Source organism: Thermococcus sp. 4557, assembly GCF_000221185.1.
Taxonomy (GTDB): domain Archaea; phylum Methanobacteriota_B; class Thermococci; order Thermococcales; family Thermococcaceae; genus Thermococcus.
Genome location: NC_015865.1, coordinates 1,583,076 through 1,607,968, shown reverse-complemented (window position 1 = coordinate 1,607,968; position 24,893 = coordinate 1,583,076). Strand labels below are relative to the sequence as shown.

The following is a 24,893-nucleotide window of genomic DNA, read 5'->3' as shown; positions in this document are numbered from 1 at the left end:
CATAGTTTCGATGCTGGGTGGGTGCCGTGACCAGCTACGAGCCCGTGGTCTGCGGGGTGCTCGTTCTCATAACCCTCACACTCTTCCTGACGAGTCTCAGGTACAGGGCGGTCTTCCTCAGCATGCACCCCGAGAGAAGGGTGACATACGATGCAGTCACGGCGAGCTTCGCTCTTCTGAGCATGGGCACGCTGGCGTTCCTCATAATAAAAGCCGAGTGGTATGCTGACGATGCACTGATCAGAGGGCTGGGAAACGGCTTTGTGGTTGCGGGCCTGATGACCTTCACGGTTGGATGGGCGGAGCTGGTCAGGGGAATGGGCAGGAAACACGAGGTGAGCAGGGTTGTTGAGTTCGAAGAGGGGGAGATGGAGCATATACCTCCCGGGCTCTACATCTGCACATCGCCGCACCCCGAGGTGGTTAAAAAGCTCCTCACAAGAAGGGCGGGACTTATAGTCTCCAGGTATCCCGAGGACATGGCACGGGAGAGGTTTGGGGTGGAAAGAATACCCGTCCTCTGGCTCACGAAGGTGAGGGGAGAAAACACCGTGAACCCCAGGCGGCTGGAATACCTCACCCAGATACTAGTGGACTTCATGTCGCAGGACGACAGGCCAAAGCTTGTCCTCATTGAGGGCCTGGAGTACCTGTCCGTGGAGATCGGGTTTCCGGCGCTCTTTAAATTCCTGACGACGCTCAAGGACTACGCCACCATTAAAAACGCCGTCATAATAGCAACGATCGGGGAAGACGTGTTCTCGGAAAAAGACACCGCGCTCCTTCTCAGGGAGTTCCCGATGCTGAAGGCGGGAAAAAGGTAGCCTGGCTCAAAACTTCACCCACTCAATCTTATAGTACACCACGTCGTTGTCCTCATCAACGACGGCCATGACCATGTTCTTCCTGACGCCGTGGGCGACGCGAACGCGGGCGGTGATGTCGTTCGGGGAAAAGCGGAGGTTCTCTGGGACTACCCATATCAGCCACTGGGAATGCTCGTCCATTCCGCGCCTGTAAACGCGGAAGTGGGAGCCGAACTTGAGGGCGGACTTGACGGTGTAGCCCCTGTCGCGCAGGTCGGTGTAGACGAGGAGCTTTATGTCGAACTGGTCGTCCCTCTTCCTGCCGAGTTCGACCAAATCCTGGAAGGAAAGCTCCCTTTCGCCGTCGAAGACCCGTATCTTGCCCTTCTCCATCAGGTAGGCCGCCTCTATGAGCGAGAGGAAGAGCTTTCCGTTCACGACCTCGCCAAAGTAGCGCTTGTTGTAGAACTGGTTTATCGCCTTCTCCCTCTCGCTGAAGACCCTGTCCCCGCTGAGCTGAAAGATTATCGGTTCCTTCAATTCCTTCCACCCCACTCGTCGGCCGGCATCAGCATGTAGTAGGCATCCTCCCCGTCGGCGTAGTAGCCGATTATGCGCTTGATGCGCCTGAAGCCAAAGCGCTCGTAGAGCTTTATGGCCTTTTCGTTGCTGACGCGAACCTCCAGGCCTATGTAGCGGGCTCCCCTGTTTATGAGCCTTTCGATGACCTCGGTGAGAAGGGCGGAGCCTATGCCGTTGCCCCGGTACGCAGGATCGACGGCTATGCTCATGATGTGGCCCTCAAGGTCCGGTCTGAGGTATCCCATGACGTAGCCGATGACCCTTCCGTTGTACTCGGCGACCAAAAAGGTGTCCGGGTTGTTCTCCAGGAAAACAAGGAAAACGCCCCTCGGGTAGTCCTCCCTGAAGGACTCGCGCTCTATTCTCATGACGTCGGGGATATCAAAGAGCCTGGCGGGCCTTATGGCCACCATGGCCAGTGGGATCCTTCCCCCAAACTGACGGATGGAGACGCTCATATGATATTCTACGCACCAGAGCTTTTAAGGATTGAGGGAGCTATCGGTGCCCCCAAAACCTTCCAGCGTTCCGTTTCGAAGGGTGAGCTTTCAAGAAAAGGAGATAATAAACAAAAACAGGGAACTCACGAAATTGAGGCAACAACCCCAGTGAGCATCTCCGCGTAGTCGAAATCGACCCCCTCCATGTAGGCCGTTATCTTGTCTCCCGTTCCCCACCTGTCATCCCCGGCGAGGACGATGACAACCTGTCCGCTACTCCAAACGCCCGTCCTTATGAACATTCCTGCCTTCCCAGTCCGAACCGCGTTCTGCTCCTCCGCGCTCAGAACCTGCCGCACGTAGGCCCCAACACCGTCGTAGGCATCCGGGCCTCCGAGTATCACCACCACCCCGGCGTCCTTGTGGGAGTCGAACTCATCAGCAGTGACCCGTTTCACAGGAAAGCCCAGCGCCTCGAGCTGAGAGGCGAGGAGTTTACCTTTTATGCTCCAGTCGATATCGTTGGCAAGTACCACTACCTCCGGCTTCTCAGGCTCGGCATAGGAGATGCTCCAGTCGATGAGCTCCTTCAGGACATTGAACTCATCTTTACCACCGGCTTCAAGCTCGAACGAGACGTATGCGGCCCGGTAGTCCCCATCGCTGGCCAGTATGGCCCCGCTGTAGTCAGAGGTGCGCGCCAGGAGGACAGGGTATCTCCCCCCAACGGCACGGAGGAGCCTCAGCCTTTCAAGGAACTTCCTCTCAAAGCTCAGCTCCATCACTGTTCCGTTGTGCTCAAACGCCACCCCGCTGTCCGAGACCGAAACCTTCGTGAGAACCTCCGGAAGGAGAAGGGAAGCCGCTGCCGAGAAGTTGAATTTCTGTCCGGTCAGCCCTTCCACAGCACCCTCCGCCTGGCGGAGCCTCAGCCCGTTCTCGTTAGCGAACTTCACAAGGCTCCTCTTTGAAATACCGAGCTGGGTCTCGGGCAGAAGGCACTGCCAGCCGACGACGGTGGAGACGTTCAAACTAACCTGCCCGCCGTCGAAGGGCCCCTGCTTCATGAGCATCATGGGGTAGCCCGTGTTCACGTTCATCGTCATCACAGGGACGTCGCTCATGTTGAGTGCGTCCCTGACAGCCACGGCAAGCTGGAGCGGCTCCATGCGGAGCATCGAGGCAACGCTGACATTTCCGGGTGAGCCTATGTGCTGGGGATTCGTGGAGTCCAGCAGGGTTCCGGCGGTGACTATCAGACCGGCATGGGTTGACCGGAGGTAGTCCTCAAGGGCGTTCATCTCCCCGCTGTCCAGGCCCCAGTCCGGCACCCACAGGTTTGATAGTACAACGACCTGCGGCTGGAACCTCTCGAGGGCTTCGGGGAGCTCGTCGGGGGAGACGATGCTGATGTTGTAGTCCTTCGCGAGGAACTCCCAGTGGTGCTCCCCAAGGAACTGTCCCGCACCCCTGTTGAGGGGTCCGAGGACGGCCTCAAAATCCGAAAGATTGTAGTGATAGAATGCCCGGGATGCGTTTACCTGCGCGGTGACCCAGTCAAAGGAACGCTCGAATGCCAGGGCTTCAACTGAGGGATCAACTATAAGAACCCTCGGGCCCTCTGGATTGACGACGTAGTACGTGTAGACGGGGCTAAATGAGACGTGGTTCTCAACGTCGGTGACCTTTATTTTGAACTCCACCCTGCTTCCCGGAGCCGCCCCGGGTATGGTGAACCTGCGGTAGAACACGTAGAAATTCTGGGTCTCCCCATAGAACCTGGCTCTGAGGGCCGCAGTAATGGTGTTCTCAGCCGTCGTTCTCAGGTAGGCCTCAGTCCACTCCCCTCCGTTTATTCGGTAGTACGCCTCAATCTTGCCCAGGCCCGTTGTGACACCGTAGTCGTCGGCGACGAGGAAATAGATGGTGTACTCCGTGTACGGCGCAACCGTTGAACCCTCCGGGGGGTTGCCCACTATCACTATTGGGGGCTGAGGAGCGGTCACTATCACGGTCGGGGACGCGACCGGCAAAACCAGGACAAGCAATAACAGCGTCGTAAAAAGCGCGGCGGTTTTATTCGTACCCATCACCCCTACACACTACAACCCCGAACTATTTATCTTTTCCTTTCGAGCACCGCACCCAAAAGCTTTAAACGCCTGGACAAATAATCCGACCCCATGAGGAGATGGCTCCCCGCGCTGGCACTGCTCTCAACAACCGTGCTGTTCCTTGGGGTCTACGTGGGCTCCGTGGGCATAAGCCCGTTCGACGTTACCGCCAGCATAGCCTATGGAATAAAATCGACGCTCTCCCACTTCACCCAGACCAACCTGGGCGAAAAGCCGAGGTACTTCGTTATAATATGGGAGCTCCGCCTCCCGAGGGTTCTCCTGGCTTATCTCGTCGGGCTCTCCCTCGCCTCAGCCGGCGTTGCCAGTCAGGCCCTCTTCAGAAACCCGCTGGCGGACCCCTACATCATCGGTGTTAGCGCCGGCGCCGGAATCGGGGCCGCGCTGGGTGCCATCTACGCCCCCTCCCACATGGGCTCCCTCGCCCTCGCCTCCGCCCTGCTCTCGGTCTTCATAGTTTACTCCGTCTCACGGGTCGATGGCCACGTCCCGGTCGACACCCTCCTCCTGGCGGGAATAGCGTACGGCTTTCTGGCGAACGCGGTAACGTGGTACCTCATCATAAGCCAGGGGGAGAGGGCCCACGTCACATGGATGTGGCTCATGGGAACGTTCAACGGCGCCGGCTGGGGCGACGTTGGCGAGATGTTCGTCGTCTCCGCCCTGGGGACGGGCTTCCTGATATGGAAGTGGCGCGAGCTGAACCTCATCCTCCTGGGCGAGGAGAGCATAGCGCTTGGCCTCGACCTGCACCTCTACAGAAAGCTCTTCATCGGAGCAATAGCGGTTCTAACGGCCTTCGCAGTCTCGACCGCGGGAATAATCGGCTTCATCGGCCTCGTCAGTCCTCACATAATGCGCCTCCTCCTCGGCCCGAACCACAGAAGCCTGACCCCCGCGAGCGCCCTCTTCGGGGGCGTTCTCCTCGTCTTTGCAGACCTGCTCGCCAGAACCGTCGCAAAGCCGACTGAACTGCCGGTGGGCATAATAACCGCCCTGATGGGGGCGCCCTTCTTCCTCTACCTCCTGATGAAGCACAAGAGGGGTGAGCTGTACTCATGAAGATGAGGCTGGAGGTTAGGGTTTCCTTCGCCTACGGCGAGAGGGAGGTCCTGAAGGGCGTCGAGTTCACGGCGGAGAAGGGTGAGCTCCTCGCGATAATCGGGCCGAACGGTGCCGGAAAGAGCACCCTGCTGAAGGCCATGGTCGGGATTCTGAGACCGAGGGGGAGTGTGAGGCTCGACGGAAGGGACCTTCTCTTAATGAGGCCGCCGGAGAGGGCAAGGCTCATAACCTACGTCCCGCAGAGCTCCTTCCCCGAGTTCGCCTTCACCATCGAGGAGTTCGTTGAGATGGGCGCCTATGCAACAAGGGGCAACGTTGAGGCGGCTTTAAAGCGCGTCGGGCTCTGGGAGCGCAGGAAGGAGCCGGTTACGAACCTGAGCGGCGGCGAGTACCAGCTGGCCCTCGTGGCCAGGGCGCTTGCGCAGGGGAGCGAGGCAATACTCCTGGACGAGCCGACGAGCCACCTGGATATAAACCACGCCCTCATGGTGATGGAGCTGCTGAAGGGCCTCAAGGAGGAGAAGATAATTGTGGCGGTCCTCCACGACCTCAACCTGGCCCTTCGCTACGCGGACAGGCTGATTCTGCTCCACCAAGGCGGCAAATACTGGGAGGGAGCCCCCGGAGAACTGGAACCTGAGGTTCTTGAGGAAGTCTACGGGGTGAAGGCGAGGATAGCTGAGGTCGATGGTCACAGGGTCGTTCTGCCGGAACTCGCAAAGGTTTAAAACGTCGGGTGAGAAGATGGGTCAGGGGTGAGAGAATGGAAACTAAGAAGACCGGTACCACCACCGTGGGAATAAAGGCCAGAGACGGCGTTGTTCTGGCCGCTGATACGCAGGCTTCACTCGACCACATGGTCGAGACCCTCAACATCAGGAAGATAGTCCCTATCACAGACAGGATAGCGATAACCACCGCGGGAAGCGTCGGCGACGTCCAGGCCCTGGCGAGGATGCTCGAGGCCGAGGCGCGCTACTACCAGTTCACCTGGAACAGGCCGATGACCACGAGGGCGATGGCGAACCTGCTCAGCAACATACTCAACGAGAACAAGTGGTTCCCATACCTCGTCCAGATAATCATCGGCGGCTACGTTGACGAGCCAACCCTGGCCAACCTCGACGCGATGGGAGGCCTCGTCTTCGACGACTACACCGCAACCGGCTCGGGAAGCCCCTTCGCCATAGCCGTCCTTGAGGATGGCTTCAAGAAGGACATGAGCGTCGAAGAGGCGAAGGAGCTCGCGGTCAGGGCCGTCAGAACCGCCGGAAAGAGGGACGTTTACACCGGCGACAGGAAGGTTCAGGTCGTTGTCATAACGAAGGACGGCATGAAGGAGGAGTTCGTTGAGTTCAAGGAGTGAACCGTTCAACGGTCGCACCAAAGCCCTTTTTAATTCTCTTTTCGAGTTGGTAACATGCGGAATCTCCCAGAAAAGCTGGCGGTTCTCGGGCTGATAATCCTGCTCGTATCGTCGCTCTACGCAGCTGAAAGGCTAACCGTCAGCCCAAGCGCGGTTCTCGGAGAGGTAAACGGGATACTCGACCAGGTTCAGGAGATAAGGAACCTCACATTCAAGGAGAGGCCGAAGATAGTGGTTCTCACGAAGAGCGAGGCCCTGGCCAAATGGAAGCCCGGCAAAGCGGACATCGAGAGGATGAAAATAGAAGAGCTGACCTACAAGATGACCCTTCTCCTCCCCCCGAATTATCAGTACATCAAAAAAGAAACGGAGCGGAGCGCGGGATGGATAGCCGCGACGGTGGGGAATACTATCTACATCATCCAGGAGAACTTCATGTCCGACCAGGACACAGCCAGGAGGACGATAGCCCACGAGAGCGTTCACGTGCTCCAGAAGCAGTGGTTCGACGCGAAGTACGGCGCCGACACCTACGACGGCACCATAGCTGTTCAGTCCCTCATCGAGGGCGACGCAGACCTCGTCGCCGACCTCTACTGCGAGAGGAACGGGATACCGATTCATAAGATACGCTCGCTGAGCGGCAATCCACTCACGGACCTTCACATCTTCCCCTACGTCTTCGGCGACAGATTCGTGAGGTACCTCTACGAGAAAGGCGGCTGGAGTCTCGTTAACGAGGCGTACCTCCGCTATCCGGTCTCGGCGCAGCAGGTCATGCACCCGGAGCTGTACCTCGAAAACGTTACCCCCCTCAACGTCACCCTGGGCGCACCGCCGAACTCACGGATTCTCAAGGAGGACAGGCTCGGCGAGTACTACGTCTACCTCCTCCTCAGGGACGTTGCGAAGCTAGACAACGAGACCGCCTGGAACGTTTCGAGTGCGTGGCGCGGGGACAGGCTCCTCCTAACCCAGAACGCGACGGGCTACATCCTCCAGTGGAAGGTCGTCTTCTCAAGCGAGAACGCCGCGAAGACCTTTGGGGAAACTCTCTCCAGGCTCGCGGAGGGCAACACTTACGCGAACTACACGATAAGGATTGAAGGGAACTCCGTTCTCCTGATCGCCGAAAGGAGGGACTGATGTGAAGCTGGTCTGCCCCATCTGTGGAAAGACCTACGACGAACCGGTTCAGAGGTGTGAATGCGGCGAGCCGGTCGAGTTTGAAAGGTTCACGGGCGAGCCGTACATAGGAAAGAGCGTCTGGGAGCGGTTCTGGGACTTCTGGCCGGTGGAGCCTGCTCTGGAGTTCTCCCTCGGCGAGGGAGACACGCCCCTTGTGAAGTCGAGGCTCGGCGAAGAGCTTGGAGTGAAGCTCTACCTCAAGAACGAGACAGTAAACCCGACGTGGAGCTTCAAGGACAGGGGCACTTTTCTGGCGATGAGCTACGCCCTAAAGGCCGGCTACAAAACCGTTGGAACCGTCTCCACAGGAAATATGGCGGCGAGCGTTTCGGCCTACGCTTCCCGCTTTGGATTAGAGGCCAAAATCCTCGTCTCCGAGAGCGCGAGCGACGAGAAGCTGAAGGCCGTTTCGGTTTACGGCAGCGAGGTCATCAGGGTTCACGGCGACTACGGGAGACTCTACTTCGAGAGCCTGAAGTTGGGAGAAAGGCTCGGGGTCTACTTCATGAACTCGGACAACCCCTTCAGAATCGAGGGCTACAAGGGCATAGCCTTCGAGATAGCCGAGGAGATAAGCCCGGACTACGTTCTAATTCCAACCAGCTCGGGCGGGCTCTTCCGGGGAATAGCCAAAGGCTTCATCGAGCTCCACGAGAGCGGGCTCATCGATGACCTCCCCACCCTCATAGCGGTTCAGGCGGAGGGCTGTTCGCCGATATGCAGGGCTTTTAAGGAGGGCAGGGAGAAGATCAAGCGCTTTGAAAATCCCAAGACCATAGCTAAGGCCATAGCCAACCCGTATCCGCCGAGCGGGAACGCGGTTCTAAGGCTCATGCGGGACTTCGGCTGGAGCTGTGTATCCGTTTCCGACGGTGAGATACTCGAAGCTCAGAGGAAGCTCGCCGGCGAAGGCCTCTTCGTCCAACCGGCGAGTGCGACAGGCATAGCGGCGCTGGAGAGGCTCGACCTTCCAAGCGGTGCCAAAGTCGTCTCCATCCTCACCGGCTCGGGCTTGAGAACGCTGAAGGACGCGCCAACTGGAAAAATAGAGGAGTGCCCGCTCGGGATGCTGGAAAGCTGTTTGAGGTGATACCATGCTGATTGGAGCCGCGGTTATGCCCCACGGGAACCCCGTCCTGGAGCCGGAGGACGATGAGACGAGAAGACTCACAGAGGTTCTCAGGAAGATCGGCGAGGAGTTCAAAGGAGCTGATGTCTACATCCTCATAAGCCCGCACAACGTCCGGATGAGCGACCACCTCGGCGTGGTCATGGCCGAGCATCTCGTCTCGTGGCTCGGCTTCGAGGGCAAAGAGCTTCCCGGAGAATGGGAGACCGAGAGAGACCTCGCGAGGAAAATCTACGAGGCGGCGAAGAGGGCCGGCCTGCCCGTGGTGGACATGAACTTCGCAGCGCTGAGCGGGGACTACTCGCGCTGGCCGCTGAGCTGGGGAGAGCTCATACCCCTGCAGTTCCTCGAAAAGAAGCCGCTCGTTCTCCTGACCCCGGCCAGAAACGTGTCCAGAGAAGCCCTCGTTCGCTTCGGCGAGATTATCGCGGAGGTCGTAGAGGGGAGCGAGAAGAGGGTGGCCTTCATAGCCAGCGCCGACCACGGACATGGACACAGCGAGAAGGGACCGTACGGAAAGGTGAAGGAGAGCGAGGAGTACGACAGGCTCGTCATGGAGATCCTCTCGGAAAACAGGCTGGAAAGGCTCATGGAAATCCCCGAAGAGCTCGTGAGAAAGGCCCTGGTGGACAGCTACTGGCAGCTCATCGTCCTCCACGGGCTTCTGAAAAGGGTCCCAATGGAGGTGAGGGAAACCGCCTACGCCTGCCCGACCTACTTCGGAATGGCCGGGGCGCTGTGGCTGAGGACGTGAAGGTTTAAATGTTCCTCTTCTCTTCATGTTTATGGTGGTTTCATGTCATCTACAAAACATGTGCAGACCGAGATTGATGAGAGCCTTTACTCCATGCTCAAGGCCCTGTCGCTCAGGGAGGGGAAGCCCATAAAGGAGATACTTCAAGAGGCCATAGAGGAGTATCTTATGAAGAACGCCGAGATAACGGCAGAGGAAGTGGAAAAAGACCCTATCTGGAAGGCCTTCGGCGTGGTTGAGCTCAAGGGCAAGAAGACCAGCCACGATGAGGACTGGGGAGTGGTTGAATGGCGAAGCCATTGAAACCTGAGCTGTTTTACATGGACACGAGCGCCATGATAGCCCTCCTCATCAGGGACGACCCGGAGCACGAGAGAGCCTTGAGCTTCTTTAGAGACGCCGTCAGCGAAGGTTCGGTCTTCGTAATCGGCAGGCCTACATTGATGGAGTTCCTGAACGGTGTCGCAAAGCACGTTGGGAAAGACGTAGCCGAGGAGCAGTACCGGCTCTACACGGCGAGCAGATTCATATTCACCGAGAAGGAAACCGAAGCGGACTGGGAGAGGGCCTGGGAGCTTTTCTTCAAGTACCGCGACCAGCGGGGGATAGACCTCTTCGACAGCCTGGCCTTCGCGATAATGGAGAGGCTTGGAATTAGAAAAGCCTTTACCTTCGACAGCGACTTCGCGGTTCACGGCTTCGTTATGGTTCCCTGAGATTACATGACGTCAAAGCTTATCTCAAGCAGCTCCTTGCTCCTCCTAAAGCGGACCTTTCTGATTTTTACCTCCCCGATTTCTCCCGTCGTTGCGGTGTGCTCCTTGTTGCAGGCGTTGACGTTCCAGCCCTCGATGACGACGACCCTGAGGGTCCTTACCTCAGGTGGAATCGGGAAGAGGTCGTACATGTCCTCTCCGAAGCGCTTCTCGGCCTCGTCCCTGGGCAGCTCGTAAACGCGAACCGGGGCGTTCTCTTTTACCTTCTCGTTGGCGAGGCGCTCTATCTCGGCAACCTCCTCGGGCGTTGGCTTCCTGTCGAACTTGACGGCCAGCCTTCCGTGGTTTCCGTCCACGTAAACGCTCGCCGTCCACTTGGCGTTTTCGCCCAGAACCTTGACGACAGCTCCTTTAACCACGTGCAGTGCAGTGTGGGTTCTAACCTCAACCGACGACATAGGCATCGTTCCATATTCTCGGAGGACTTATTAACGATTGCGCGGTACTCGGCTTGGGTGTTGGCATGGAAAGAATCGAGGAAATCGCGAAGGAACTGGGGGCCGAGATTCTCGAAATCGGAAGGCCCGTCAAGACCGTCGAGCAGGCCACGAGGGAGGCGGGCGTTGCCAGAAAGCAGGTTATAAAGTCGCTTGTCATCATAAGCGAGAGTGAGCCTCTTCTCGTCATAGTCGACGGCGAGTCGAGGGTCAGCCTACCGAAGCTGGAGAAAAGGTTCGGAAAGTGCAGGTTCGCCAAAGCAAAGGAAGTCAAGGAGCTCACTGGCTACGATGTCGGAGGCGTTCCTCCCGTCGGCGTGCCGCTCAGGACGATAATCGACCCGCGGGTTCTGGAGAACGAGCACGTCATCGGCGGGGGAGGGGCCGTCGACAGGCTCATCAGGATAAGGCCGGAAAGGATCATCGAGTACCAGCGGGCGGAGGTAATGGACGTTAGGGAATAACCGGGCCAGGTTATCAACCCCACAGGTAAATTCAAACGGAGATTATTCAGCCGTGCTTGAATGTTTTTCAGTTCACTGATGGCCGCACCGAATAATCCCCGCCAGGAGCTTGCACCATTAAACAAAAACCGTTATAAATGCCAAAAACGATACACCAGTGCCTGATTAAAAACTTTTGAGGTGGTCAAAAATGGCCGAGAAGAAGAGGAAGAGGGTTCTCATTTTGGGCGCCGCCGGAAGGGACTTCCACAACTTCAACGTGTTCTTCCGCGACAACCCCGACTACGAGGTCGTTGCCTTCACCGCCACTCAGATTCCGGACATCGAGGGCAGGGTCTACCCGCCCGAGCTCGCCGGTGAGCTCTACCCGAACGGGATTCCGATCTGGAGCGAGGATGACATGGAGAAGATAATCAAGGAGCACGACATCGACGTCGTCGTCTTCGCCTACTCCGACGTTCCGCACGAGCACGTCATGCACCTCGCCAGCAGGGCCCACTCAGCTGGTGCCGACTTCTGGCTCCTCGGCCCGAAGAGCACCATGCTCAAATCCACCAAGCCGGTCATAGCTGTTACCGCCGTCAGAACCGGCTGTGGAAAGAGTCAGACCAGCAGGAAGGTCGCCCAGATCCTCCAGGAGATGGGCTACAAGGTCGTCGCCATCAGGCACCCGATGCCCTACGGCGACCTCAGGAAGCAGATCGTCCAGCGCTTCGCCAGCTACGAGGACCTCGACAAGCACGAGTGCACCATCGAGGAGCGCGAGGAGTACGAGCCCTACATCGACAGGGGCATGGTGGTTTATGCCGGCGTTGACTACGAGAAGATCCTCCGCGAGGCCGAGAAGGAGGCCGACATCATCCTCTGGGACGGCGGAAACAACGACTTCCCGTTCTACGTTCCGGACCTCTGGATAGTCGTCACCGACCCGCACAGGCCGGGCCACGAGCTCAAGTACCACCCCGGTGAGACCAACTTCCGCGCCGCCGATGTCATAATCATCAACAAGATTGACACCGCCAACAGGGACGACATACAGACCGTCCGCGAGAGCATCGAGAAGATCAACCCGAACGCGGTCGTCATCGACGGTGCCTCACCGCTCTACGTCGACCAGCCGGAGCTCATCAAGGGCAAGCGCGTTCTCGTCGTCGAGGACGGCCCGACCCTCACCCACGGCGGCATGAAGTACGGTGCCGGTTACATCGCCGCCAAGAAGTACGGAGCCAAGGAAATAATCGACCCGAGGCCCTACGCCGTCGGCTCGATCATCGACACCTACAAGAAGTACAGCCACCTCGACGTCATCCTGCCGGCCATGGGCTACGGCGAGAAGCAGATTAGGGAGCTCGAGGAGACCATCAACAGGGCCGACGCCGACGTCGTCATCATGGGTACCCCCATCGACCTCCGCCGCGTCATGAAGCTCAACAAGCCGGCCGTCAGGGTCAGGTACGAGCTCGAGGAGATCGGCGAGCCGAAGCTCAGGGACGTCCTCAAGGAGTTCGTCGAGAAGCACGTCAAGAAGGAGTGAGCTTCTCTCTTTCTTGCTCTCTTTCGTTTACTTTAATGCACAATTTCTCTAAACGTGCACGTGCATGAAGTCCCTAGCCACCATATATGGCCTTACCCTTTCTTTAAGCTCTTCGTGGGCGTAGTTCGTGTGGCTGATGTGGGCAAAAACTGTCTTCTTTGCGTTTACCTGCTGTGCCAGCCTCACCGCATCATCAACCCCAAGATGAACTCCCGAAATTGAATGCCTGTGCGTCATGTCCGCAATGAGCAGATCAACACCCCTCATTTCTTCCAGAGTTCTTTCATCCTTAAGTACCTCCGGGCCGGTATCACCGGTGATAACTATCTTGGTGCTCTCGATTTGGAGTATAAATCCCCCCTCAGCTTCTATCGGCTGATGGGCGACTCTAAAGTGGTAAACCTTAAAGCCAAAGTCGTACCACCTGTTGAATTCCAGTGGAAGATACTCCCAGTGCCACCTGCTCTCCCCGACAAAAAGCTTTTGCAGGTATTTCGCTACCTCGAGGCTTTTAGGATGCCCGTAAAGCTTAATGTGTTTAAAAATCTGAAGTTCAGGAAGTCCACCTATGTGGTCAAAGTGGGCGTGGGTGATGAAAATGTGCTCTATCTTTTTGTTCAAGCGCTCCGGGTGGTAGTGCAGATCGGGCGAGGGGTCTATCAGCACGTTAATCTCAGGATATACGCCGAAAAACGTGTTCGCCGGTATGAGGGGGACTTTCTGGCCCTCGAGCAGTTCTCACAGGTGCACAGGGGTTTTGGAACACCGTTGTCACTCCTGAACCAAGTATTATAATCTCCATATCAAAACCTTCCCCAGAGTCATGATTATTTTCAAAGAGTTAGCTGTGATTTTGACAAACCCTTATATACCTTTTGCAAAATAGGTAGAAACAATAGCATAATGCAGCGCAATATAATCTAAGCGATAAAAACACATTTTTGCAGAGCTTGAAATAACTCCGAATGGTAGGGGGGCAAATTTATGGAATATCGAAAGCATAGGGGTTTGAGAATTTCCGAGATAGGGATTGGTACGTACTCTTTAAGCGGGGTTTATGGAGTAAAAAATCTTGAAGAGTTCAAGAGAATGATTCACCGTGCCTATGAACTTGGGATTAACTTCTTTGACACTGCGGAAGCCTATGGGAACGCTGAGGAAATTTTGGGAGAGATTGTAAAACCCTTCCGTGAAGACATTTATATAGCTACGAAAGTGGGGGTTAGGAGCGGCATAAAGCCAAACCTCTCCAAAGACTACATCAAAAAAGCCTGTGAGGAGAGCCTCAAGAGACTCCAGACCGATTATATCGACCTCTACCAAGTTCACTTCCATGACCCAACTACGCCAATAGAGGAAACCATTGAAGCGCTGGAAGATCTTATTGAAGAGGGAAAAATTAGACATTATGGTGTTGGGCACTTGCCTTTAGATGTTACGGAGGAATACTGCAGGCTTGGAAAGCCTTTCTCAGTTCTTGCAGAGTTTAGTGCAGTTGCAAGAGAATCGTATGAAAAACTTTTACCACTTTACAGGAAATACAATTTGGGAATCATTGCTTTCAGCACAACGGGAAGAGGCTTGCTCGCAGGGAAGTTTAAAGAAAACCAACAGTTTGAACCTGAGGATATACGCTATTTAGACCCACTTTTCCAGAGGGAACGCTTTCAACACGGCTTGAGAATAGCCAAAAAGTTTGCCGAGTTGGGAGAAAAATACGGTAAGACCCTAGTACAAGTTGCCATTGCTTGGGTTCTTGCCCATGAGGGGGTAATATGTGCCCTAACCGGACCTTCAACAGTAAAGCATTTAGAAGAGAACGTTGAGGCGAGTGGATGGGAGATCCCCAAAGAGGATTTGAGAGAGCTGGAGGAGTTTTTTAAGAGAGAAGATGAGTGGCTAAGGCAGAAGCAGAAAGAATCCATAAAACAAATTCTCATCGAACCCCTCCAAGAACCTCAAAGAGATTTCGTTGATTTGATATATGTTATTGAAACTGCAGTTTCTCTTGGCATTATCGAGGAGAAGGAGATACTACCAATTTTCTATGAACTCTACAGTTTGAGGAAGGAGTTGGATAAAGAAGATGTTAGCGAAAAACTAAAGGACATCCAAGCCCAGCTGCGAAAAGTAATCCCACTAGATGCTCTTTGACCTCTTTTTCAAATTTTCATATCTTTCTGAACCAAAGGAAACCTTTTATTTATTCTCCTCGTTTTTATGAGGGTGATTGCATGGGCGAAATGGTATTCTTCGGCGCATTATACCTACTAGGTATCCTCCTGATGAGCCTCCAGCTGCTCGCCCTTGTGTGGGTCATCTACGACGTCCTCACAAAGCAGAAGAGAATGCCGGACGTTGAAAAGGTCATCTGGATAGTCCTGGCGTTCCTCTTCACGATACTGGGAGCGCTGGTGTACTACCTGCTCGTCAAGAGAAATGGCAAATACGAGGAGAACCGCGAGGAGCCGCCCGTCTACTGATCAGGGACCAAATGCAATGCAGAAAATCCTTTATAGACCGGAAATGAGATGGAACCACTGAATGAGGGAGGGGCCGTAATGAACGAAACCGTCAGCAAAACGGACGCTTTTTTGAAAAACAATGGTGTCTGGGAAGGGGAGTTTTCAAACTACGTTAACCAGATGGGAGGAATCACACAGCGCGGGAAGATGATAATCGAGGTTGAAGCCACTCCAGGGGGCACCATAATCCAGAGGAACTTCTTTGTGAGACCAGACGGAACAAAGAGCGATTACGTAGGGATTGCACGAATGAGACTCGATGGGAGCCGGCTGTTATGGGTGGGGGAAGAGGCCGAAGACCCGAACACTGCCGAGGAAATCAGAAATCATTCCTTTGAGGGTATCGTTACCGAAGATCAGATATACATAGTGGAACTCTACGAGGCAGTTGGAAAGGACGGAACCATCGAACGCAGGCGCAACACCACTCACTACTACTTCCTGAGCGATAAAGAAGCCGTGATGACCGGCAGCGTCTACGTAAACGATGAGCTGCTCGTGTTCGCGAGTACAAGGCTGAAGAGAGTGAGGTAACCAGAGCGGATACCCGTCCACACCCGCCGCTGACAACCACCGGAAGCCTTTTAGGGATAACGTCCAACTTATCCTGCCCGGGGAGTGCCGCCGAAGGCGGAGCCGATGAACTTGGGCGGGTTATTACCCCCTTTTCACGGCGTTTCTGGGAAGTTGTGACACAACTACGTCCCCACAGTATTATACCCTCCGGGAGGAGGGAAATCTATAAATACCCGGAGGGAGGAGGGAAATGTACGATACAGCCGCCGCTGTGGTCGGTTATTTCTCTGGCCTGGTTTATGCGTTTATGGTATTTCTTGGCATTTGGGATGTCCAACGAAAAAAGGGCAGTATTTTAGGAGAATCCTTAAAAGACTCGGAAGAAATGTACAAGAGCTCCTTGACCATCTGGGCTCTCGGTTTTCTGTTTAATCCGCTGGCGTATTATCTTTCTGAAAGTCCTTATCTGGCAATTATAGACGGCTTTGCCGCGTTTACTGCATTGGTTATTGGAATTCTCGCGTATAGAAGGTACCGGTTTTTTAAAACTCAACAGCTCCTCCAAGAAGCCATCGCCAAGGGCGTCGAAATCGGCATGAAAAAGGCAAAGGAAACCTGAGGTCGCTCCCACTCCTCCCGATATTTCTCCTTTAATGACTCCCTACGAGGAGTTTATAAACTCTGAGAACTCGCACTTCTCAGCTTTTATAAAGGTGTGAGAACAGGGAGTTCTCACTCCCCCATAACCTGCACTATAACGCGCCTGTGCCTCGGCCTCACGTCGAGCTCGACGAAGAAAATCTGCTGCCAGGTTCCGCGCACGAGCCTGCCGTCAACGACGGGGAAGCATTCGCTCGCCCCGAGGAGAGTTGCCCGTAGGTGGCTGTGGGCGTTGTCGTCTATCCTGTCGTGGAGGTAACCTTTGCCTTTGGGAACAAGCTCCTTCAGCGCTCGCTTGAAGTCCTCCAGAAGGCCGGACTCGTGCTCTATCGTGACTATCGCACCCGTCGCTCCGGGAACGAAGACCAGAACATATCCGTTCTCGATTCCAGACTCATCAACGATTCTCTCGACCTCACGGGTTATGTCGATGAGGTCAATCTCGCCTTTTGTTGAGAAGCGGAGCTCCTTCGTTACGACCTTCATACCACCACCCCGCGATGAGTCCGAGGGTGAAGCCTATTAGGTTTGCGGCCATGTCGGCGAAGGAGAACGTTCTCCCGGGGACGAAGAGCTGGAGAAACTCCAGGAGGAACGGCAGGGGCAGCAGGTAGGGCCACAAGCACCATCCAAGAAAGCCCAGAGCGGCAAATTCCACCAAATGGGCCAGTTTATCCCCGTTGGCCACGGGCGACGACGGAACCCTCGGGGTCAGGTTCAGAAACAGAAGGAGGAGCACGTAGAGGAGGAGAAGCCTTCGCCTCAAAGGTTCCCCACCAGCCTCTTGAGCTTCTCAACGACGTCGAAGGGCGTCTCGCCGAATATATAGACCAGCGGTTCGACCCCAAGGCCGCCCACGTCAACGACCGCGTCGTAAGAGTCGCGCCTGAAGACGTCGGCTATAGCCCTCACGGCCTCCTCTTCGCTCAGCCCACCGGTTTTAACCCTCCCAACCTTGAACCCCGCCGCAGTCAGGGCGGATTCTATGTCCGGCCCGTACCTGATGTTGAGAACGCTCCGTATCTCGGGCCTGACCTCGGCCAGCTTAACGAGTATGCCCGCGGTAAAACCGCTCGCCCCGAACTCGGGCGGGAGGGCGAAGGCTTTGCCCTTGGCGGCGGTTATCCTTCCCGGAATCGCTGCAACGTCTTCGACGCTCCGCGGGGACGGAAGGGAGTAGGCGAAGTTGCTCCTGACCTCCGGGATGAGGGCGGGGAACTTTTCATCCCTGAGAAGTTCGTTGAGGGCCATGTTCAGAACCTCAAGAATCTCGCCCCGGCTGGGGCCCACGGAGAACAGCGAACGGCACGCCTCCTCGCTCACCCCTGCGTATTCAGCGTAGAACCTGCACAGGAAACCGTTTTGAAAGAGCTCGAACACACGTCTCGCCACAAGAAGCACGGCATCCTCCCTGCTCCCTCCAAAGAGTATGAAGGAAGACACGTCGTTGGCCATGTCTTCGAGCCTCTCGGCCACCTCCGCGGGGGGCACCTTATACTTCCCGGCCAGATATTTGCTGACCATCGCCTGCGTTATGCCGAGGTACTCGGCTATCTGGGACTGCCTCATGCCCTCGCGGTAAAGCCTCTCCGCTATCTTGGCCCTCAGAAAAGGTATCAGCTCCTCGGCTACGTACACGCTGGGCGTCCTCATGCTACCACCCTAAAACCAGGTTATGGAAATTTTGAACCCGGCTTTAAAGGGTTACCGTCGACAATTTTATGTCAAAAAACGTTTAAAAACCCATCGATTTTTACATCGGAAGGGCTTTTATGGACTGGAAAGGACGAGACGTGATAAGCGTTAGGGACTTCTCGAAGGAGGATATTGAGTTTGTTTTGAACGTTGCCGAAAGACTCGAAACGGAGCTCAACGAGAAGGGTGCACTCGACTATGCAAAGGGAAAGATACTCGCGACGCTCTTCTTCGAGCCATCAACGAGAACCCGCTTGAGCTTTGAGAGCGCCATGCACCGCCTCGGCGGCTCGGTCATCGGCTTCTCCTCCGCCGCCAGTACTAGCGTCAAGAAGGGCGAGAGTCTGGCAGACACTATAAAGACGGTCGAGCAGTACAGCGACGTTATAGTGATACGCCATTCGATGGAGGGGGCCGCTAGGCTCGCCGCGGAGGTGGCGGAGATACCGGTCATCAACGCCGGCGACGGCAGCAACCAGCACCCAACACAGACGCTCCTCGACCTCTACACGATAAAGCGCGCCTTCGGGAGGATAGACGGCCTTACCATAGGCCTGCTCGGCGACCTCAAGTACGGGAGAACCGTTCACAGCCTGGCGGAGGCTCTGGCCTTCTACAACGTCGAACTCTACCTGATTTCGCCGGAGCTCCTGCGGATGCCAAAGCACATCATAGAGGAGCTCCGCGAGAAGGGGGTTAGAATCCACGAGACGACTGACCTGGAGGGAACGATCCCGGAGCTGGACGTTCTCTACGTCACCAGAATCCAGCGCGAGCGCTTCCCGGACGAGCAGGAGTACCTCAAGGTCAAGGGCAGCTACCAGGTGAACTGCGCGGTTCTGAAGAAGGCGAAGGAAAGCCTCAGGATAATGCACCCGCTCCCGAGGGTCGACGAGATACACCCGGAGGTCGATAGGACGGAGCGCGCACTCTACTTCAGGCAGGTCTTCTCCGGAGTTCCCGTGAGAATGGCCCTCTTAGGGCTCACACTTGGCGTTCTGGAGGGAGTTTGAATGGCCGAGCTCAAGGTTACCGCCATTAGAGAGGGAACCGTCATAGACCACATCCCGGCCGGAAAGGGGCTGAAGGTCATCGAGATACTCCGCCTCAACAGGCCGAACGGCGGCGTTCTCCTTCTCGCCTCGAACGTCCACAGCGGGAAGCTCGGAAGGAAGGACATCGTCAAGATAGAGGGCAAGTTCCTGAGCGAGGAGGAGGTCAACAAGATAGCCCTCATCGCCCCAACCGCTACCGTCAACATAGTGAGGGACTACAGGGTGGCCGAGAAGTTCAAGGTCGAGATTCCCGATGAGATAACCGGAATCCTCCGCTGTGCCAATCCGAACTGCGTCAGCAACCACGAGTACACAGTCTCCAAATTCTACGTCGTCTCAAGGGAGCCCCTCAAGGTGCGCTGCCACTACTGCGAGAGGACGATGGAAGAAGAGGAGATACTGGGCAACCTCTAGCCCTCTTTCCAATTTTCATCCTTATTCCAGCAGGTGGGGAACCCTTCTGAGCACCGGGACCGTGGCTAGCAGGCCGATGAACACGTCGATGGCGCTCTGAATGGCGTTCGGGAGCCCAATGGCGACCCAGAAAGGAACCCCTGTCCAGCTCTCGACAGCCTGGATCACCTGCTCCCTTGGAAGGCCGAGCCATATCTCAAGGGCAACGTAGTAGTTGAGGGCCAGCATGAGGGGTATCCTTATCGCGATTCCAGCGAGGTAGGCAACCACCGCAAACAGAAGGAGCCTCTGCCTTGTCCCATCGCCAAGGTCAAAGCGCGTGAGTCTCCTGGCCGCTTCAAAGCCCACAATGACCGAGAGGGTGGCGAGGGACTTCATCATGGCCCCGAGCCAGCTGGCCGAGGATACCACGCTGAGGCCAGCAAAGAGCAGCAGAACCGCGGTTAATCCCCCGGTGAACCCAGTGAGGAGGTAGACCATCACTATCGGAACCGCCACGAGGTCTATCTTCATCCCCCACACGGTGGGCATCTCTATAGGCATCACGTCAAAGAGCAGCGAGAGTCCCAGCATCATGCCGATTAGAGCTATCTCCCTCGAACTCATCCTCACCCTCATCACCGGAGGGAGTTTGTTCCACATTTTATAAATTTTTGTTCGTATTTTGGAACAAATTTCCCGCCGAGAACCTTAAAAGCCCGCCCCTTGAGGTAAGAGGGAAGAGCCATGTTCACGGTTGGGGAGATATCGGAGCTGGTGGGGGAGATAAGGCGCGAGAACGGTTTTCCGGAGAGCCCGTTCAGGATAGACGAGGTTCGCTACGACCCCGAGGGTGACAAGCTCTTCATAATCGCCCACGACAGAACCGACAAGAGCGTCGTCATCGGCAACAGCTTCGTAATCGGGAAGCTCCGCGAAAGGCTCGGCGTGAGGCAGGTCACGGTTTACTCCAACCTCGATCTGGAGATAAAGCGGAGGAAGCTCGAGGAGGCCGAAAAACTCGTCAAGAGGACGGAGCTTGAGTTCCTCCTCCCGATAATCGAGGCGGAGAAGAGGTTTCCCCCAAGAAAGTGGCCGGACGTCAGAGGGGACGTCAAAACGCTCGTCTTCATGAGCTTCAACGCGAAAGCTCTGCTCGGCTTTGCCGAGGGGCTGAACCTGCCCCACGATGCCGTTGGAATCAGGTACGCCTTTCCGAGGCTGAAGTACGAGCCGATAGACGGAGAGCCGGAGGAACTGTTCTTCCCGGACGCGGAAAAATTGGTCGCCCTCGCGGAGGATCGTGGGGCGAAGCTCGTTCTGGCGGACTTTCCCTTCGGTCTGAGATTCGAGAGGGAAACCGCCCTCCTCAACCCCTTCCGACTGCTGCACATAGGCTTCTTCGAGCTGAAGTACCTCTTCGGCTTTGAGAGGCCCGTGGTGTACGACAAAAAAGCCTTAATTCGGTTCATTACAGACTTAACCTACGAGGGGCTTATGGAATCGACCGACGGGGCGAATCTAATCTGGAGGATGTGGAGAAGATGATAGTCGGTGTCGTTGGAAAGATAGCCGCCGGAAAGACGACGGTTGCAAAGTTCTTCGAGGAGAGGGGATTCTGCAGGGTTTCCTGCAGCGACCCGCTGATAGACCTGCTCACCCACAACGTCTCGGACTACTCGTGGATTCCAGAGCTGCCTGAGAAGGCCGAGCCGACGCGGGACAGGCTGATAGAGTTCGGGAAGTACCTCAAGGAGACCTACGGCGAGGACATACTCATAAGGCTCGCAGTCGACAAGAAGAGGCACTGCAAGAAGGTCGTCATCGATGGCGTCCGCTCGGAGGGCGAAATCAACGCCGTGAAGAGGCTCGGCGGGAAGGTCATCTACGTCGAGGCGAGCCCGGAGGTAAGGTTCGAGCGCCTCATGAGGAGGAAGGCGAGCAAGGACAAGGGCATAAGGAGCTTTGCCGACTTCAAGGCCATGGACGACGCCGAGGAGCGCTTATACCGCACGAGCGAGCTGAAGGGCCTGGCCGACTACGTGATAACCAACGAGGGAACGCTCGAGGAGCTGAGGGGGAAAGTCGAGAGGATAATTGAGGAGATCACGGGGAATGTTTAAAGGGAGTTACACCAAGGAATATTGGGTGGAAGCATGGAGGAGATTATAGAGGCCGTGTACGAGAACGGCATCCTAAAGCCCCTGAAAAGGCCCCACCTGCGCGAGCATGAGAGGGTGAAGATAAAGATTATCGAGAGAGGCATAGACGAACTCCTCGACTCCATGGTCATCAGGAAGGTTGAAAAAATTGACTACAAGCGCCTAAAGGAGGCGTATTATGAGTCGCTCTGAGGTCTTTGTGGATTCATCGGTTTTCGTTGGTCTGCACCTCGGGGATCAGAGGGCGAAGGAACTCGTCAAGAAGGCCATAGATGAGGGACATACCCTGGTCACGAACCCGGTAGTGTTCTCAGAGACAGTTTACAAGGTCATGTTTACACTCGCCATTCAGGACGGCCTTAAAGGGGCCTACGACCTCAAAAAGCATTTGAAAGACTACACTTTCGTGTATGAAAGGGTCAAGACAGCCCTGGAGGAACTCAGCGAGGCAGGGTTTTTGAAAATCATCCCCCTAAGCGAAAACACGATAAAACTCGCGTCTCAAATTGGAAAGGACTACGAACTCTTACCAAACGATTCTCTCATCGCCGCAACGTGCAAGGAGCATGGAATCGAGCTGATCCTGACGTTTGATTCTGACTTCGAGAGGGTTCCATTCCTGAAAACCTTTGAGGGATGACCATGAAGCTCCTCATCGTCGCCCCCTGCCTGTTGAGTCCGTTCTACGTCTACCGCGGGCCGAAGGAGAAGGAGTACGAAACGGCCAAGAGGCTCCGCGAGCTGATTGGAGAGCTCGACGAGGACTGGCAGGTTCTGGCTTATCCGTGCCCCGAATACGAGCTGATTGGCTGGCCGAGGGCACCGGCGAGCAGGGAGGTTTTTGAGAGGCTCGGCATGCGCGAGAGGGCGAAGGTAATAGCCGACTTCATAGGAAGGGTTCTGACCGAGGAAAGGCCCGAGAGGGTCGTCTTCGTCGGCGTTAAGGGCTCCCCGACCTGCGGGGTCTTCCACACGAGCTCAAGCGACCCGGAGAGCTATCCCTACTCTGCTATGCAGGAGTTCTTCTACCTGAGCAAGGAGGAGCGGCTCAAGCACTCAAAGGAGCTTGTAAAAGAAAAGGGCTTTAAGCTCGTGGCGATGCCAGGGATACTCTTCGAGATACTCATGGCAAGGTTTCCGGAGGGAACGTACATCGAGTTCGACAAGGGGGACATAGAGGGGAGCAGGGAAAGGGTTAAATCGGTTCTTGCTGAATCAGGAGCCAGATGATGCAACATGATGTGGTACACGCACGTGGTTTTCGGGGTTCTCTTCTGCCTGATAGCGGTTCTCTTTGGAGCCCCGATGAGCTTTCTGGACATCGGTATGGCCGCCCTCGGCGCCCTGATGCCCGACATAGACCACCCCAAGTCGTATATCTCGACCAAACTGCCCGGCGGAACGGTCATGCCCCGCTTCGTCGAGCACAGGGGCGCTACCCACACGATAGAGGCCGGAATACTGATAACCGCCCTCGTCGGCGGGCTGGCGTACTGGATAACCAACAGCTACTGGCCCGCGATAGCTTTCTTCATAGGCTACATCTCGCACCTCTTCGCGGACACGCTGACGGTTTCGGGCATCAAATGGAGCCATTTCTCAAACTTCCACCCGAGGGGGAAGATAAAAACCGGAACGAGGGGAGAGGGACTGGTTCTGATACTGGTGACCTTCACCACGGTGATGCTGTTCGCCTACATCGTCATGCCGGAGGAAACGAGCAAGAACCTCGGATGGGTCATGCTGATAGCCCTGATGGCGACCTTCGCGATAATAGGGAAGAAGCTGAAGAGGCTGAAGTGATCAGGCCCTGGCTATCGCCCCCCTCACCAGCCTCTCCGCCTTCTCCATGAGCTCCTTAGCCCTCTCCTCGGTGTGGGCCTCCAGGGTTATGCGCATTATCGGCTCCGTCCCGCTCGGGCGGAAGAGAATCCACCAGTCGTCGTTCTCTATTCTAACACCGTCGATGTCTATCAGCCGCTTGTAGTCGAAAGCCTTCAGGGCTTCCTTAGCTATTATTTCCATCGCCTTCCCCTTCTTCTCGTTGGGGCAGGGTATCTTCGCCCTCAAGGTTACGTAGCGCGGAACTTCCTTTACCAGCTCGCTCAGCGGGCCGAGTTTGTCAATCATTTCAAGGACGAGCGCCCCGGCAAAGATGCCGTCGGGGGTGAGGTTCCACTCGGGCATTATCCACGTCCCGCTCGGCTCACCTCCGAAGACGCCGCCGTGCTTGGCCAGCTCGTCTGCGACTGCAACGTCCCCAACGCGCGTCCTTATCACCTCACCGCCGAGGGGTTTGACGTAGTCGTCCAGGGCGAAACCGGCATCTACCGTCGTGACTATCTTCCCCTTCCCGAACTTCCTGAGCATGTAGCCGGCTATGAGTGAGAGCATGACCTCGTACTCGACGAAGTTCCCCTGGTCGTCCACGACCCCAATCCTGTCGGCGTCGCCATCGTGGGCTATGCCGACGTCGGCCTTCATGACCTTCACAGTCTTTGCCAGCGCGGACAGACTCTTCGCGTTCGGCTCAAGCTCCCTGACAAAGAAACCGCTGGGGTGGGAGTTGAGGCTTATCACGCGGTTGCCCATCTCCCTCTGGAGGTAGGGGCTCAGAATCGAGCCGGCCCCGTTGCCGGAATCAACGACGACGGTGTAGGAACCGTCCAGGTGAACCATCTCGAGGGCTTTCCTTATGTAATCCTCCCGCGGGTCGGCCTTTCTGAGGCTTCCAATCTCGTTCCAGGGAGCCTTCTTGAAGTTCCCGGACTCCAGAATAGCCTCAAGCCTGTTCTCCATGTCGGGGGTGTAGGCCATTCCGTTGGCCTGCCAGACCTTTATACCGTTGTACTCAGGCGGATTGTGGCTCGCTGTAATCGTAACGCCCGCGTCGGCACCGTAGAGCTTGATGGCGAAGCCGGTCAGGGGAGTCGGGGCCAGACCTATGTCGACAACGTCAACGCCGGTTGATAGTAAACCGCTGACGAAAGCGCTCTTGAGCATCTCGCCGCTCGTCCTCGTGTCCATACCGACTACGACGGTTCCGCCGCCGAGGCAGGTCCCCAGGGCCCTTCCGACCTTTAAAGCCAGCTCCGGCGTCAGCTTATCGTTGACGACCTCCCTGATGCCGCTGGTTCCAAAGTACTTTCCCATGAGCACCACCCGTGAGAATTATGGGAGGTGTTCGGACGCGGGAAATATAATTTTTCCG

Annotated in this window: 33 protein-coding genes; 23 read left to right on the top strand and 10 right to left on the bottom strand. The window is 56.0% G+C overall.

Annotation, left to right across the window (positions count from 1 at the left end; all coding sequences use genetic code 11):
- Window positions 1-26 precede the first annotated feature (26 nt).
- Window positions 27-824, top strand: a complete 798-nt coding sequence (locus tag GQS_RS10775) for a DUF835 domain-containing protein (protein ID WP_014013275.1) — start codon at window positions 27-29, stop codon at window positions 822-824.
- Window positions 825-830: 6 nt separating this feature from the next.
- On the opposite strand, the gene endA is transcribed toward GQS_RS10775, so the two are convergent.
- From endA to GQS_RS08470, 3 genes are all read right to left on the bottom strand, one after another.
- The gene (gene endA / locus GQS_RS08480; protein WP_014013274.1) at window positions 831-1,346 is read right to left on the bottom strand and encodes a tRNA-intron lyase; all 516 of its coding nucleotides are present in this window, start codon (window positions 1,344-1,346) and stop codon (window positions 831-833) included.
- Window positions 1,343-1,846 carry a ribosomal protein S18-alanine N-acetyltransferase gene (gene rimI / locus GQS_RS08475; RefSeq protein WP_014013273.1) on the bottom strand — a complete coding sequence of 168 codons (504 nt, stop codon included), beginning with the start codon at window positions 1,844-1,846 and terminating at the stop codon, window positions 1,343-1,345. Before rimI ends, endA begins: the two co-directional genes overlap by 4 nt.
- Before the next feature lie 125 nt (window positions 1,847-1,971).
- Window positions 1,972-3,918 carry a hypothetical protein gene (locus GQS_RS08470; RefSeq protein ID WP_083818285.1) on the bottom strand — a complete coding sequence of 649 codons (1,947 nt, stop codon included), beginning with the start codon at window positions 3,916-3,918 and terminating at the stop codon, window positions 1,972-1,974.
- A gap of 93 nt (window positions 3,919-4,011) precedes the next feature.
- On the opposite strand from GQS_RS08470, the gene GQS_RS08465 reads away from it, so the two are divergent.
- From GQS_RS08465 to GQS_RS08430, 8 genes are read left to right on the top strand one after another with little or no spacing between them, the layout of a single operon-like run.
- Window positions 4,012-5,025 carry an iron ABC transporter permease gene (locus GQS_RS08465; protein ID WP_014013271.1) on the top strand — a complete coding sequence of 338 codons (1,014 nt, stop codon included), beginning with the start codon at window positions 4,012-4,014 and terminating at the stop codon, window positions 5,023-5,025.
- 2 nt (window positions 5,026-5,027) lie between these two features.
- On the top strand, window positions 5,028-5,756 hold the full coding sequence (locus GQS_RS08460; protein WP_048056659.1) for an ABC transporter ATP-binding protein: 729 nt from the start codon (window positions 5,028-5,030) through the stop codon (window positions 5,754-5,756).
- A 35-nt stretch (window positions 5,757-5,791) separates the two neighbouring features.
- On the top strand, window positions 5,792-6,394 hold the full coding sequence (gene psmB, locus GQS_RS08455; RefSeq protein ID WP_014013269.1) for an archaeal proteasome endopeptidase complex subunit beta: 603 nt from the start codon (window positions 5,792-5,794) through the stop codon (window positions 6,392-6,394).
- Between the two features lie 54 nt (window positions 6,395-6,448).
- The gene (locus GQS_RS08450; RefSeq protein ID WP_014013268.1) at window positions 6,449-7,540 is read left to right on the top strand and encodes a DUF4157 domain-containing protein; all 1,092 of its coding nucleotides are present in this window, start codon (window positions 6,449-6,451) and stop codon (window positions 7,538-7,540) included.
- Between the two features lies 1 nt (window position 7,541).
- Entirely contained in the window at window positions 7,542-8,672 is a 1,131-nt protein-coding gene (gene thrC, locus GQS_RS08445; protein ID WP_014013267.1) for a threonine synthase, read from the top strand.
- Window positions 8,673-8,676: 4 nt separating this feature from the next.
- On the top strand, window positions 8,677-9,465 hold the full coding sequence (locus tag GQS_RS08440) for an extradiol dioxygenase (protein ID WP_014013266.1): 789 nt from the start codon (window positions 8,677-8,679) through the stop codon (window positions 9,463-9,465).
- 42 nt (window positions 9,466-9,507) lie between these two features.
- Window positions 9,508-9,768 (top strand): hypothetical protein, encoded by a 261-nt coding sequence (locus tag GQS_RS08435; RefSeq protein WP_048056559.1) that lies wholly within the window; start codon window positions 9,508-9,510, stop codon window positions 9,766-9,768.
- Complete coding sequence (locus GQS_RS08430; protein WP_014013264.1) at window positions 9,753-10,181, top strand: type II toxin-antitoxin system VapC family toxin; 429 nt, start codon at window positions 9,753-9,755, stop codon at window positions 10,179-10,181. The genes GQS_RS08435 and GQS_RS08430 overlap by 16 nt, the downstream gene beginning before the upstream one ends.
- 2 nt (window positions 10,182-10,183) lie before the next feature.
- Here GQS_RS08430 and GQS_RS08425 read toward each other — a convergent pair whose 3' ends face one another.
- Window positions 10,184-10,639 carry an alanyl-tRNA editing protein gene (locus tag GQS_RS08425; RefSeq protein WP_014013263.1) on the bottom strand — a complete coding sequence of 152 codons (456 nt, stop codon included), beginning with the start codon at window positions 10,637-10,639 and terminating at the stop codon, window positions 10,184-10,186.
- 65 nt (window positions 10,640-10,704) lie between these two features.
- Between GQS_RS08425 and GQS_RS08420 the strand changes: the two genes are divergently transcribed.
- Window positions 10,705-11,142, top strand: a complete 438-nt coding sequence (locus tag GQS_RS08420; RefSeq protein ID WP_014013262.1) for an aminoacyl-tRNA deacylase — start codon at window positions 10,705-10,707, stop codon at window positions 11,140-11,142.
- Between the two features lie 190 nt (window positions 11,143-11,332).
- Window positions 11,333-12,676: a cyclic 2,3-diphosphoglycerate synthase gene (locus GQS_RS08415; protein WP_014013261.1), complete on the top strand. Its 1,344-nt coding sequence runs from the start codon at window positions 11,333-11,335 to the stop codon at window positions 12,674-12,676.
- A 48-nt stretch (window positions 12,677-12,724) separates the two neighbouring features.
- Here the strand turns inward: GQS_RS08415 and GQS_RS08410 are convergent, their stop codons facing one another.
- Complete coding sequence (locus GQS_RS08410; protein ID WP_014013260.1) at window positions 12,725-13,342, bottom strand: MBL fold metallo-hydrolase; 618 nt, start codon at window positions 13,340-13,342, stop codon at window positions 12,725-12,727.
- Between the two features lie 318 nt (window positions 13,343-13,660).
- Here GQS_RS08410 and GQS_RS08405 point away from each other — a divergent pair, with 318 nt between their 5' ends.
- The 4 genes from GQS_RS08405 to GQS_RS08390 all read left to right on the top strand — a co-directional run bounded on the left by GQS_RS08405 (window position 13,661) and on the right by GQS_RS08390 (window position 16,336).
- Window positions 13,661-14,830 (top strand): aldo/keto reductase, encoded by a 1,170-nt coding sequence (locus GQS_RS08405; RefSeq protein ID WP_014013259.1) that lies wholly within the window; start codon window positions 13,661-13,663, stop codon window positions 14,828-14,830.
- Window positions 14,831-14,910: 80 nt separating this feature from the next.
- Entirely contained in the window at window positions 14,911-15,159 is a 249-nt protein-coding gene (locus GQS_RS08400) for a PLDc N-terminal domain-containing protein (protein ID WP_014013258.1), read from the top strand.
- Between the two features lie 78 nt (window positions 15,160-15,237).
- Complete coding sequence (locus GQS_RS08395) at window positions 15,238-15,735, top strand: hypothetical protein (RefSeq protein ID WP_014013257.1); 498 nt, start codon at window positions 15,238-15,240, stop codon at window positions 15,733-15,735.
- A gap of 232 nt (window positions 15,736-15,967) precedes the next feature.
- Window positions 15,968-16,336 (top strand): hypothetical protein, encoded by a 369-nt coding sequence (locus GQS_RS08390; RefSeq protein ID WP_014013256.1) that lies wholly within the window; start codon window positions 15,968-15,970, stop codon window positions 16,334-16,336.
- A gap of 113 nt (window positions 16,337-16,449) precedes the next feature.
- Here the strand turns inward: GQS_RS08390 and GQS_RS08385 are convergent, their stop codons facing one another.
- The 3 genes from GQS_RS08385 to GQS_RS08375 are packed head-to-tail and all read right to left on the bottom strand — an operon-like array spanning window position 16,450 to window position 18,030.
- A complete protein-coding gene (locus tag GQS_RS08385) occupies window positions 16,450-16,863 on the bottom strand; it encodes a secondary thiamine-phosphate synthase enzyme YjbQ (RefSeq protein WP_014013255.1) in 414 nt (137 codons plus the stop codon).
- Window positions 16,814-17,143 carry a VanZ family protein gene (locus GQS_RS08380; protein WP_048056558.1) on the bottom strand — a complete coding sequence of 110 codons (330 nt, stop codon included), beginning with the start codon at window positions 17,141-17,143 and terminating at the stop codon, window positions 16,814-16,816. The genes GQS_RS08385 and GQS_RS08380 overlap by 50 nt, the downstream gene beginning before the upstream one ends.
- Window positions 17,140-18,030, bottom strand: a complete 891-nt coding sequence (locus tag GQS_RS08375) for a thiamine-phosphate synthase family protein (RefSeq protein ID WP_014013254.1) — start codon at window positions 18,028-18,030, stop codon at window positions 17,140-17,142. The genes GQS_RS08380 and GQS_RS08375 overlap by 4 nt, the downstream gene beginning before the upstream one ends.
- Window positions 18,031-18,149: 119 nt before the next feature.
- Here GQS_RS08375 and pyrB point away from each other — a divergent pair, with 119 nt between their 5' ends.
- Together pyrB and pyrI are read left to right on the top strand one after the other, a co-directional pair.
- Entirely contained in the window at window positions 18,150-19,085 is a 936-nt protein-coding gene (pyrB, locus tag GQS_RS08370; protein WP_014013253.1) for an aspartate carbamoyltransferase, read from the top strand.
- Window positions 19,086-19,541, top strand: coding sequence for an aspartate carbamoyltransferase regulatory subunit (pyrI, locus tag GQS_RS08365; protein WP_014013252.1), 456 nt, complete (start codon window positions 19,086-19,088; stop codon window positions 19,539-19,541).
- 21 nt (window positions 19,542-19,562) lie between these two features.
- Here pyrI and GQS_RS08360 read toward each other — a convergent pair whose 3' ends face one another.
- Window positions 19,563-20,159, bottom strand: coding sequence for a hypothetical protein (locus tag GQS_RS08360; protein ID WP_369782830.1), 597 nt, complete (start codon window positions 20,157-20,159; stop codon window positions 19,563-19,565).
- A gap of 108 nt (window positions 20,160-20,267) precedes the next feature.
- On the opposite strand from GQS_RS08360, the gene GQS_RS08355 reads away from it, so the two are divergent.
- Genes GQS_RS08355 through GQS_RS08330 form a run of 6 tightly spaced genes read left to right on the top strand, consistent with a single transcriptional unit; the run spans window position 20,268 to window position 23,485 of the window.
- On the top strand, window positions 20,268-21,068 hold the full coding sequence (locus GQS_RS08355; RefSeq protein ID WP_014013250.1) for a hypothetical protein: 801 nt from the start codon (window positions 20,268-20,270) through the stop codon (window positions 21,066-21,068).
- Window positions 21,065-21,643 (top strand): AAA family ATPase, encoded by a 579-nt coding sequence (locus GQS_RS08350; protein ID WP_014013249.1) that lies wholly within the window; start codon window positions 21,065-21,067, stop codon window positions 21,641-21,643. The genes GQS_RS08355 and GQS_RS08350 overlap by 4 nt, the downstream gene beginning before the upstream one ends.
- A 33-nt stretch (window positions 21,644-21,676) precedes the next feature.
- A complete protein-coding gene (locus GQS_RS08345; protein ID WP_014013248.1) occupies window positions 21,677-21,874 on the top strand; it encodes an antitoxin family protein in 198 nt (65 codons plus the stop codon).
- On the top strand, window positions 21,861-22,322 hold the full coding sequence (locus GQS_RS08340) for a type II toxin-antitoxin system VapC family toxin (RefSeq protein WP_014013247.1): 462 nt from the start codon (window positions 21,861-21,863) through the stop codon (window positions 22,320-22,322). Before GQS_RS08345 ends, GQS_RS08340 begins: the two co-directional genes overlap by 14 nt.
- Before the next feature lie 2 nt (window positions 22,323-22,324).
- Entirely contained in the window at window positions 22,325-22,912 is a 588-nt protein-coding gene (locus tag GQS_RS08335; RefSeq protein ID WP_014013246.1) for a hypothetical protein, read from the top strand.
- Between the two features lie 6 nt (window positions 22,913-22,918).
- Complete coding sequence (locus GQS_RS08330) at window positions 22,919-23,485, top strand: metal-dependent hydrolase (RefSeq protein WP_014013245.1); 567 nt, start codon at window positions 22,919-22,921, stop codon at window positions 23,483-23,485.
- Here GQS_RS08330 and glmM read toward each other — a convergent pair whose 3' ends face one another.
- Window positions 23,486-24,835: a phosphoglucosamine mutase gene (glmM, locus tag GQS_RS08325; protein ID WP_014013244.1), complete on the bottom strand. Its 1,350-nt coding sequence runs from the start codon at window positions 24,833-24,835 to the stop codon at window positions 23,486-23,488.
- Between the last annotated feature and the right edge of the window lie 58 nt (window positions 24,836-24,893).

Excerpts from the sequence above, each read along its gene's own strand:
- GQS_RS08415 (WP_014013261.1), top strand. The coding sequence starts at position 11,333 with ATGGCCGAGAAGAAGAGGAAGAGGGTTCTCATTTTGGGCGCCGCCGGA.
- GQS_RS08385 (WP_014013255.1), bottom strand. The coding sequence starts at position 16,863 with ATGAAGGTCGTAACGAAGGAGCTCCGCTTCTCAACAAAAGGCGAGATT.
- GQS_RS08450 (WP_014013268.1), top strand. The coding sequence starts at position 6,449 with ATGCGGAATCTCCCAGAAAAGCTGGCGGTTCTCGGGCTGATAATCCTG.
- GQS_RS08460 (WP_048056659.1), top strand. The coding sequence starts at position 5,028 with ATGAGGCTGGAGGTTAGGGTTTCCTTCGCCTACGGCGAGAGGGAGGTC.
- GQS_RS08400 (WP_014013258.1), top strand. The coding sequence starts at position 14,911 with ATGGGCGAAATGGTATTCTTCGGCGCATTATACCTACTAGGTATCCTC.
- rimI (WP_014013273.1), bottom strand. The coding sequence starts at position 1,846 with ATGAGCGTCTCCATCCGTCAGTTTGGGGGAAGGATCCCACTGGCCATG.
- GQS_RS08350 (WP_014013249.1), top strand. The coding sequence starts at position 21,065 with ATGATAGTCGGTGTCGTTGGAAAGATAGCCGCCGGAAAGACGACGGTT.
- GQS_RS08355 (WP_014013250.1), top strand. The coding sequence starts at position 20,268 with ATGTTCACGGTTGGGGAGATATCGGAGCTGGTGGGGGAGATAAGGCGC.
- GQS_RS08430 (WP_014013264.1), top strand. The coding sequence starts at position 9,753 with ATGGCGAAGCCATTGAAACCTGAGCTGTTTTACATGGACACGAGCGCC.
- psmB (WP_014013269.1), top strand. The coding sequence starts at position 5,792 with ATGGAAACTAAGAAGACCGGTACCACCACCGTGGGAATAAAGGCCAGA.
- GQS_RS08330 (WP_014013245.1), top strand. The coding sequence starts at position 22,919 with ATGATGTGGTACACGCACGTGGTTTTCGGGGTTCTCTTCTGCCTGATA.
- GQS_RS08435 (WP_048056559.1), top strand. The coding sequence starts at position 9,508 with ATGTCATCTACAAAACATGTGCAGACCGAGATTGATGAGAGCCTTTAC.
- GQS_RS08465 (WP_014013271.1), top strand. The coding sequence starts at position 4,012 with ATGAGGAGATGGCTCCCCGCGCTGGCACTGCTCTCAACAACCGTGCTG.
- GQS_RS08440 (WP_014013266.1), top strand. The coding sequence starts at position 8,677 with ATGCTGATTGGAGCCGCGGTTATGCCCCACGGGAACCCCGTCCTGGAG.
- GQS_RS08340 (WP_014013247.1), top strand. The coding sequence starts at position 21,861 with ATGAGTCGCTCTGAGGTCTTTGTGGATTCATCGGTTTTCGTTGGTCTG.
- glmM (WP_014013244.1), bottom strand. The coding sequence starts at position 24,835 with ATGGGAAAGTACTTTGGAACCAGCGGCATCAGGGAGGTCGTCAACGAT.
- GQS_RS08420 (WP_014013262.1), top strand. The coding sequence starts at position 10,705 with ATGGAAAGAATCGAGGAAATCGCGAAGGAACTGGGGGCCGAGATTCTC.
- GQS_RS08390 (WP_014013256.1), top strand. The coding sequence starts at position 15,968 with ATGTACGATACAGCCGCCGCTGTGGTCGGTTATTTCTCTGGCCTGGTT.
- pyrI (WP_014013252.1), top strand. The coding sequence starts at position 19,086 with ATGGCCGAGCTCAAGGTTACCGCCATTAGAGAGGGAACCGTCATAGAC.
- GQS_RS08345 (WP_014013248.1), top strand. The coding sequence starts at position 21,677 with ATGGAGGAGATTATAGAGGCCGTGTACGAGAACGGCATCCTAAAGCCC.
- GQS_RS08335 (WP_014013246.1), top strand. The coding sequence starts at position 22,325 with ATGAAGCTCCTCATCGTCGCCCCCTGCCTGTTGAGTCCGTTCTACGTC.
- GQS_RS08395 (WP_014013257.1), top strand. The coding sequence starts at position 15,238 with ATGAACGAAACCGTCAGCAAAACGGACGCTTTTTTGAAAAACAATGGT.
- pyrB (WP_014013253.1), top strand. The coding sequence starts at position 18,150 with ATGGACTGGAAAGGACGAGACGTGATAAGCGTTAGGGACTTCTCGAAG.
- GQS_RS08470 (WP_083818285.1), bottom strand. The coding sequence starts at position 3,918 with ATGGGTACGAATAAAACCGCCGCGCTTTTTACGACGCTGTTATTGCTT.
- GQS_RS08405 (WP_014013259.1), top strand. The coding sequence starts at position 13,661 with ATGGAATATCGAAAGCATAGGGGTTTGAGAATTTCCGAGATAGGGATT.
- GQS_RS08360 (WP_369782830.1), bottom strand. The coding sequence starts at position 20,159 with ATGAGGGTGAGGATGAGTTCGAGGGAGATAGCTCTAATCGGCATGATG.
- GQS_RS08425 (WP_014013263.1), bottom strand. The coding sequence starts at position 10,639 with ATGTCGTCGGTTGAGGTTAGAACCCACACTGCACTGCACGTGGTTAAA.
- GQS_RS08375 (WP_014013254.1), bottom strand. The coding sequence starts at position 18,030 with ATGAGGACGCCCAGCGTGTACGTAGCCGAGGAGCTGATACCTTTTCTG.